Source organism: Micromonospora sp. NPDC049799, assembly GCF_040656655.1.
Lineage (GTDB): Bacteria > Actinomycetota > Actinomycetes > Mycobacteriales > Micromonosporaceae > Micromonospora.
The window spans coordinates 1-7,055 of the sequence record NZ_JBFAMU010000258.1 but is presented as its reverse complement, the minus strand read 5'-3'; the positions used below and the strand labels follow the sequence as shown (position 1 = coordinate 7,055).

The following is a 7,055-nucleotide window of genomic DNA, read 5'->3' as shown; positions in this document are numbered from 1 at the left end:
CCGCGCCCGGGCGGACGCTGCCGACACGGCGCTGGCGGCGCGGGGGGTGTTCAGTCCGTCCGCCTGGCCGGCGGCACCGCGCAACCTGCTGGTCTACGGGCCGTTGGCGCTGCTGGTGCCACTGTTGCAGGTGGTGGTGCTGCTGACCTCCGGTGCGGGCGCGGTGACCGTGGCGGCGCTGGTCTGCGGGCTGCCGATGCCCGCGGTGGCCTTCGCGGCGGGCTGGACGGGGGTGGGCCGCCTGTTCCCGGCCGGCCCCGGCGGCCGGGTGGACCGGACGGCACGGCTCGGCGTGCTGGTCTGCCTGCTGCCGGCGGTGCTGGCCAGCGCCGTGCTGCTGCTGGCCGTGCTGGCCGGCTGACGACGACACCCGCGCCGGCCGCGCCGGAAACGCCTCGACCGGCCGACCCAGGTACGGGTCGGCCGGCCGGTGCCTACGTCGCGCGGTCAGCGGGACATGATCAGCGTCATCGCCTCGGCCCGGGATTTCGCGTCGTGCTGCAGGGTGCCACGGACGGCCGAGGTGATGGTCTGCGCGCCCGACTTCTGGATGCCGCGCATCGCCATGCACATGTGCTCGCACTCCAGGACCACGATCACCCCGCGCGGGGCGAGCCGTTCCATGAGCAGGCCGGCGATCTGCGAGGTCAGCCGCTCCTGCACCTGGGGACGACGGGCGAAGACCTCGACCAGCCGGGCCAGCTTGGACAGGCCGGTGATCCGGCCGTCCGGCCCGGGGATGTAGCCGATGTGGGCGCTGCCCCGGAACGGCAGCAGGTGGTGCTCGCAGAGGCTCATCACGTCGATGTCCCGGACGAGCACCAGCTCCTCGTGGTTGGCCTCGAAGGTGGTGGTGAGCACCTGGGCCGGGTCGACCCGGAGGCCGGCGAAGAGTTCGGCGTACGCCCGGGCGACCCGGGCGGGTGTCTGCTGGAGGCCGTCCCGGTCGGGGTCCTCACCGACGGCGATGAGGATCTCCCGGACGGCCTTCTCGATCCGGCCGAGGTCCATCGTGTCCTCGACGGGTCGACCGGTGAGCTTGCCGCTGATGAGTCGGGCGGCGACGTAGTCCAGGCCGTCCTCATCCGGTTCGGTCGCGGAAACGGCCAGCCCCCGGGAGTCCCGGGAGCTGGCCGTCTGGTCGGTGCTCAGTGCGTACCGTCCGAGTTGTTCGAGGCGGGGCCGCCGCCCACGGACGCGCCGTCGGCCTGGGCCTGCGCCTTGAGGGCGTTCTTCTCCGCCGGCGTCAGCACCGGCGGCTCGGTGGACGGCTGACGCTTGCCGAAGCCGTTGTAGGGAGCCATCGGCGGCCGCTTGGCGACCCGCGCGCAGATGCGGGCCATGTCGGCGGTGGAGAGGGTCTCCTTCTCCATCAGCTCCAGCACGATGTTGTCCAGGACGTCCCGGTACTCCACCAGGATCTCCCAGGCCTCGTCGTGCGCCAGCTCGATCAGCGCCCGCATCTCGCCGTCGATCTCGGCGGCGACGGAGTCTGAGTAGTCCCGCTCGTGGCCCATGTTGCGGCCGAGGAACGGCTCGTCGCCGCTGGTGCCGTACTTGATCGCACCGAGCTTGGAGCTCATGCCGTACTGGGTGATCATCGCGCGGGCCAGCTGCGTGGCCTTCTCGATGTCGTTGCCGGCGCCGGTGGTCGGCTCGTGGAACACCAGCTCCTCGGCGGCCCGGCCACCCAGGGCGTACGCCAGGGTGTCGACCATCTCGGCGCGGGTCTGGGTGTACTTGTCCTCGGTGGGGAGGACCAGCGTGTGGCCCAGCGAGCGGCCCCGGGACAGGATCGTCACCTTGTGCACCGGCGCGGCGTGCGGCAGCGCCCAGGCGACCAGCGCGTGCCCACCCTCGTGGTACGCGGTGATCTTCTTCTCCTGGTCGCTCATCACCCGGGTCCGACGCTGCGGACCGGCGATCACCCGGTCGATCGACTCCTCCAGGGAGTCGTTGGTGATGGCCCGCTGGTCCTTACGCGCGGTGAGCAGCGCGGCCTCGTTGATCACGTTGGCCAGGTCGGCACCGCTGAAGCCGGGGGTACGCCGGGCCACCGCGTCGAGGTCGACGTCAGGGGTGAACGGCTTGCCCTTCCCGTGCACCCGCAGGATCGCCTTGCGGCCCTCCATGTCGGGCGCGTCCACCGGGATCTGCCGGTCGAAGCGGCCGGGGCGCAGCAGCGCCGGGTCGAGGATGTCCGGCCGGTTGGTGGCGGCGATCAGGATGACGCCGCCCTTGGTGTCGAAGCCGTCCATCTCGACGAGCAGCTGGTTGAGGGTCTGCTCGCGCTCGTCGTGACCGCCACCCATGCCGGCGCCGCGGTGGCGGCCGACGGCGTCGATCTCGTCGACGAAGACGATCGCCGGGGCGTTCGCCTTGGCCTGCTCGAAGAGGTCGCGGACCCGGCTCGCGCCGACACCGACGAACATCTCCACGAAGTCCGAACCGGAGATCGAGTAGAACGGCACGCCGGCCTCGCCGGCGACCGCGCGGGCCAGCAGCGTCTTACCGGTGCCGGGCGGACCGAAGAGCAGCACGCCCTTCGGGATCTTCGCGCCGAGCGCCTGGTACTTCGCCGGGTTCTGCAGGAAGTCCTTGATCTCGTGCAGCTCCTCGACGGCCTCCTCGGCGCCGGCCACGTCCGCGAACGTGGTCTTCGGCGTGTCCTTGGTGATCATCTTCGCCTTGGACTTGCCGAAGTTGAGCACCCGGGAGCCGCCGCCCTGCATCTGCGACATGAAGAAGAGCAGCAGGAGCACCAGCAGGACGATGGGGAGCAGGTTGACGAAGAGGCTCACCCAGATGCTGTCGGACGACACCTTGACGTCGGCCGGGCCGGTGACCCGGTTGTTCGCCTTGGCCTCGAGGACCTCGTTCCAGACCTCGTCGCCGACCTCGTACGGGAACTGCGCCTCGATCCGGTCGGTGTCGGTGTCACCGAACTTGGTCTTGTCCTTCAGGTCCAGCTGGAGCGTCTGCTCCTTGTCCTGGAAGACGACCTTCTCGATACCGCCCTTGTTGAGCTGGTCGAGCGCGACGGAAGTGTCCACCCGGTGGTAGCTGGGACCACTGGTGAACAGCTGACTGAGCACAACGGCGCCGAGGATGACCAGGATGATCCAGACCACCGGTCGGCGGAAGAAACGCGTACGTTCCATGCTGTAGTCGAGCGCCGAGACGCCCGCATCCTCCTGATCGACGTCCTGACCGTCTGATGGTGTCGCCGCCTGCGCGGCGGCCGGAGCCGCCGTGCGGGCCGGCCTCGACCCCGGGGCGCGGATACTGCCGCGCCACGGTCATTCGACGGTACACCGTCAGTGCCACATGCGAGCTTGCGAGCCCAGCACTTACGCGTACGGCGAACCGGGGTTTGGGCCGGCGTGGCGGGAGCTCCCCGCCCGGCCTCCCGACCGCCCGGTCACGCGGGTCGAGGGGACGGGCGTGGAGTAGAGCCTCCACGCCACCGACCTACACCGTAGTCCGACCAGCTGAGAACCCGCTGAACGTCCGCTCGATGAACGCCGATGGGGTGCGGTCAGGTGCGCGCGTAGACCTCGGGCTTGAGCACGCCGACGTAGGGCAGCTCGCGGTACCGCTCGCCGAAGTCGAGGCCGTAGCCGACGACGAACTCGGTCGGGATGTCGAAGCCGACGTACTTGACCGGCACGGGAACCTTCACCGCGTCGGGCTTGCGGAACAGCGCGACCACCTCGACGCTCGCCGCCGAGCGGGACTCCAGGTAGCGCAGCAGCCAGGAGAGGGTCAGCCCGGAGTCGACGATGTCCTCCACCACGACCACGTGCCGGCCGGCGATGTCCCGGTCCAGGTCCTTGAGGATGCGGACCACGCCGGAGGAGGTGGTGCCCTGCCCGTAGGAGGAGACGGCCATGAACTCCAGCTCGGCCGGCGGGCCCTGCCGGCCCAGCGCGCGGGCGAAGTCCGCCATGAACATGACGGCGCCCTTGAGTACGCAGACCAGCAGCAGGCCGTCCTCGACGTGCGCGTAGTCCGCCGAGACCTGCTTGGCGAGTTCCGCGGTCTTCTCGCGGATCTGCGCCTCGGAGATGATGACGTGATCGATGTCGGCGTCGTACCAGGAGCCGTCAGCCATGACTCCTAGCCTGCCGTACGCGGATGGGCCTCCGTCGGCGGGGCCGCCCCTTTTGGAGCGGTCCCGCCCGGGATTTATGCCGCAAAGCCCACCAATCACCTCAGCAGGCGCGGGATCGCCAGCGGCGACCCTCGCGGGTCGGCTTCCAGTCCGCCGAGTCGCGGCTGTCGACGGTCAGGCCGGCGGCCGAGGCGAGGCCGAAGAGGGCAAGGAACAAGAGGAACAGCAGGAACTCCATGGCGGCGCTCACTTTCATCCGTTTCCTGTCGCTTTCGCCGCCGGTGCGCACCGGACACGAGTAAGTCTGCGCTCCGCTCCCCCGGCCCGACAGCGGCAGGATTGCCCCTGAACCTCGATTTCCTGCCACCTCTACGGTTACCCTCGTCACATGCTCCGATCCGTAGCCGTCATCGCCCTCCAGGACGTCGCCGCCTTCGAGCTGGGCGTGCTCGCCGAGGTGTTCGGCACCGACCGGACGGCCGACGGCTTCCCCGGCTACCGCTTCACCGTCTGCACCGCCGACGGCGAGCCGGTGCGCACCCGGTCCGGCTTCCTGCTCACCCCGCACGCCGACCTGGGTCCGGTCGACGAGGCGGACCTGGTGGCCGTCCCGGCCCACGCCGAGAGCACGGCCGTCCCCCCGCCCGTGCTCGCCGCGCTGCGCCGCGCCGCCGACCGGGGCGCGTACGTGTTCAGCGTCTGCTCCGGCGCGTTCGTGCTCGGCGAGGCGGGCCTGCTCGACGGCCGGGAGTGCACCACCCACTGGCGGTACGTCGACGAGCTGCAACGGCGCCACCCGACCGCCCGGGTCCGGTGCAACTCGCTGTACGTCCAGGACGGCCGGTTGCTCACCAGCGCCGGCACCGCGGCCGGCATCGACGCCGCCCTGCACCTGGTCCGCCAAGCGCACGGCTCGGCGACCGCCACCCGGCTGGCCCGGCGGATGGTGGTGCCGCCGCACCGGGACGGCGGGCAGGCCCAGTACGTCGAGGCGCCGATCCCCCGGACGCCCGACGCGCCCACCCTGGAGCCGGTCCTGGAGTGGCTGATGGGCCACCTGGACCGCCCGATCACCGTGGACGACCTCGCCGAGCGCGCCGGGATGGCTCCCCGGACCTTCGCCCGCCGGTTCCGTGCGGAGACCGGCACCACCCCGCACGACTGGCTGACCAACCAGCGGGTGCTCCTGGCCCGCCGCCTGCTCGAGGACACCGGGCTGAGCGTGGAGGTGGTGGCCGACCGGGCCGGCTTCTCCGACGCCGCAGCACTGCGGCACCACTTCGCCCGCCGCGTCGGCACCACCCCGCAGGGCTACCGCACCACGTTCCGGTGCCGGGCCGAGGCCGCCGCGCGGGGTCAGTAGCCGGCCGCGCCTCCGTCCACCCGGGACTCCGAGCCCACCGCGTAGCCACCCTCCGGACGGCGCCAGATCGCCTGCCCGTACCCGAAGAGCGACGGCTCGGCCGCGACGGTGACCTCGTGACCCCGGGCGCGCAACCCCGCGACCGCCTCCCGCCCCTCGGCGGTGGCGACCAGTTCCGGCTCGACCAGCAGCGTGCGCCCGGTGTGCCAGTACCAGCGCGGCGCGTCCAACGCCGCCTGCGGGTCCAGCCCCGCGTCGAGGGTGGCGGACACCAGCTGCACGTGCCCCTGCGGTTGCATGTGCCCGCCCATCACCCCGAACGGGCCGACCGGCACGCCGTCACGGCTCAGGAAGCCGGGGATGATCGTGTGGAACGGACGCTTGGCGGGACCGACGGCGTTGGGGTGCGCCGGGTCGAGGCGGAAGCCGAGGCCCCGGTTCTGGAGGGCGAACCCGTGCCCGGGGAGCACCACGTGCGACCCGAAGGCCAGGTACGTCGACTGGATCAGGCTGACCATCATCCCGCCGCTGTCGGCGGTGCACAGGTAGACGGTGCCGCCACGCTCGGGATCCCCGGCGGTGGGGTCGCCGGCCCGGTCCGTGACGAGCGCCCGGCGGGCCGCCACGTACGCGGGGTCGAGCAGGGCCTCCACCGGCACCGGTGCCCGCTCCGGGTCGGCCACGTGGGCGTGCGCGTCCGCGAAGCCCAGCTTGACCGCCTCGACCTGCCGGTGCAGCCGTTCCTCCAGGGACAGCGCGGCGACGTCGGTGCCGTCGAGGACCTGCAGCGCCAGCAGCGCGGCGAGCCCCTGCCCGGGCGGTGGCAGCTCCCACACGTCGTGGTCGCGGTAGTGGACCCGGACCGGGTCGACCCAGGTCGACGTGTGCCGGGCCAGGTCGACGCCGGTGAGGAAGCCACCGGTCCGGGCGGCGTACGCGTCCAGGGCCGCCGCGATGCCGCCGGAGTAGAAGTCCTCCGCGCCGGTGGCCGCGATCCGGCGCAGCGTCCGGGCGGCGTCCGGGTTCCGCCACCACTCGCCGGCCCGGGGCGCCCTGCCGCCCGGGGCGAAGACCCGCCCGAACTCCGCGTACTCCTCGCCGGTCAGGCCCGCGTGCCCGGCGACCGCGCGGGACCACGCGGCGGCGACACCGGCGGAGACCGGGTGTCCGTGCTCGGCGTACCCGATCGCGTCGGCGAACAGGTCGGCGAAGGGCAGCGAACCGAATCGGTCGTGCAGGTCCCGCCAGCCGGCCGGGGCGCCGGGCACGGTCACCGGCAGCCAGCCCCGCGCCGGCATCGCCGGCCCCCGGGCCTGCGCACCACCGAGCGCGTCCACCGGCTCGGTGGCCCGGCCGGCGGTAACCACGTCGACCAGTGCCCGGGTCAGCGCGGCCGGCGAGCGGCCGGAGGCGTTCAGGCCATGCAGGCGCTCGCCGTCCCAGACGATCGCGAAGAGGTCGCCGCCGATGTCGTTGGAGGGCGGCTGCACCACGGTCAGGGTCGTCGCGGCGGCCAGCGCCGCGTCGACCGCGTTGCCGCCGTGATGGCCGGCCTGTTCGCCGTCATGCTGATCAAAC

General features: G+C 72.3%; 6 protein-coding genes and 1 pseudogene. 2 read left to right on the top strand and 5 right to left on the bottom strand.

The genetic code is table 11. The features are described from left to right. A pseudogene (locus tag AB0I76_RS18955) lies at positions 1–361 on the top strand (hypothetical protein); the annotation flags it as partial. A gap of 86 nt (positions 362–447) precedes the next feature. Here AB0I76_RS18955 and folE read toward each other — a convergent pair. The 4 genes from folE to AB0I76_RS18935 all read right to left on the bottom strand — a co-directional run bounded on the left by folE (position 448) and on the right by AB0I76_RS18935 (position 4,370). Then, on the bottom strand, positions 448–1,110 hold the full coding sequence (gene folE / locus AB0I76_RS18950) for a GTP cyclohydrolase I FolE (protein ID WP_357036864.1): 663 nt from the start codon (positions 1,108–1,110) through the stop codon (positions 448–450). 38 nt (positions 1,111–1,148) lie between these two features. After that, the gene (ftsH, locus tag AB0I76_RS18945; RefSeq protein WP_357036861.1) at positions 1,149–3,161 is read right to left on the bottom strand and encodes an ATP-dependent zinc metalloprotease FtsH; all 2,013 of its coding nucleotides are present in this window, start codon (positions 3,159–3,161) and stop codon (positions 1,149–1,151) included. A gap of 377 nt (positions 3,162–3,538) precedes the next feature. After that, on the bottom strand, positions 3,539–4,114 hold the full coding sequence (hpt, locus tag AB0I76_RS18940; RefSeq protein ID WP_357036858.1) for a hypoxanthine phosphoribosyltransferase: 576 nt from the start codon (positions 4,112–4,114) through the stop codon (positions 3,539–3,541). A 100-nt stretch (positions 4,115–4,214) separates the two neighbouring features. Next, the gene (locus AB0I76_RS18935; protein ID WP_357036867.1) at positions 4,215–4,370 is read right to left on the bottom strand and encodes a hypothetical protein; all 156 of its coding nucleotides are present in this window, start codon (positions 4,368–4,370) and stop codon (positions 4,215–4,217) included. Positions 4,371–4,502: 132 nt separating this feature from the next. Here AB0I76_RS18935 and AB0I76_RS18930 point away from each other — a divergent pair, with 132 nt between their 5' ends. After that, positions 4,503–5,477 carry a helix-turn-helix domain-containing protein gene (locus AB0I76_RS18930; RefSeq protein WP_357036855.1) on the top strand — a complete coding sequence of 325 codons (975 nt, stop codon included), beginning with the start codon at positions 4,503–4,505 and terminating at the stop codon, positions 5,475–5,477. On the opposite strand, the gene AB0I76_RS18925 is transcribed toward AB0I76_RS18930, so the two are convergent. Continuing rightward, positions 5,471–7,055, bottom strand: a 1,585-nt coding sequence (locus AB0I76_RS18925; RefSeq protein ID WP_357036852.1) for a gamma-glutamyltransferase family protein, incomplete at its 5' end; no start/stop codon positions are given. The genes AB0I76_RS18930 and AB0I76_RS18925 overlap by 7 nt on opposite strands.